Source organism: Endozoicomonas sp. SESOKO4 (genome assembly GCF_024606275.1).
Genome location: NZ_JAHHPS010000222.1, coordinates 1 through 1,030 on the forward strand (window position 1 = coordinate 1; position 1,030 = coordinate 1,030).

Below are 1,030 nucleotides of genomic sequence, written 5' to 3' on the forward strand. Positions count from 1 at the left end.
ATCCAGTGTTGCACCATAGTGGGCGATGACCAGACCCTGTTGTTCAGGCCCCAGGTTATCGTCCTGCATTTGCTGCTCAATAAGCTGTTCTCGCTTTTGGGCCCGGGCAATGCGCTCCTGCTGGACCTTCTCTATGCGCCATTTCTGTTTGCGCGTCAGTTTGCGCTTACTCATGGTTTGCTCAAGGTTTTACCTGATCTGCTGAATAGGGTTCTGGCTTTTCATGGCTCCTGACCGTGAATAGCCTTTGTCTCGCCGATGCCCATATTTTTAAATGGGTAGACAGAAGGTGCCAATCAATATTGAGCCGCAGAGCGGTCAGTTGGGAGCGAGTGTAGGTTTCACGGAGGGATTATGATCGGTTAGACTTAATAAGTCAGCCATGGCTTTCTTCATTTGCAATTATTTTTTTATGAAAATGTCACAGGATTGGGTTTAGGGCTATTTCAAATGCTTAGCTCCGGGCCGTGTTCACTGCAAACGGGCTGGCACATCACTTCATAGGAAATCGGGTGCTTGATGGCTAAAGCAGACAACCTTGTCTGGATCGACCTGGAAATGACCGGTCTTGATCCTGAACAGGACCAAATTCTGGAAATTGCGACAATTGTTACAGATGGTCAGCTGAATTTTATTGCTGAAGGCCCGGTGATAGCGGTGCATCAAAGCGATGCAGTGCTGGAGAATATGAATGAGTGGTGTATCAAAACCCACGGTGAAACGGGATTGACCCAGAGAGTCCGTGAGAGCCAGATCAGCCTGACTGAAGCTGAGCAAATGACTCTGGCCTTTCTCAGACAGCATTCCGATGCCGGTGCCTCTCCCATGTGCGGGAACAGTATTGGTCAGGATCGCCGCTTTCTGAACCTTTACATGACAGAGCTTCATAATTTCTTCCACTACCGCAATATCGATGTCAGCACGTTAAAAGAGTTAGCAAAAAGGTGGAAGCCTGAGATGCTGGATCATTTTACCAAGAAAGGCACTCATCTGGCGTTGGAAGATATTCGCGAATCCATCGAAGAGCTGC

Annotated in this window: 1 protein-coding gene; it reads left to right on the top strand. The window is 48.3% G+C overall.

Annotated elements, in window-relative coordinates:
* Window positions 1-519 precede the first annotated feature (519 nt).
* On the top strand, window positions 520-1,030 hold a 511-nt coding region (orn, locus tag KDK16_RS04255), incomplete at its 3' end, for an oligoribonuclease (protein ID WP_257274814.1).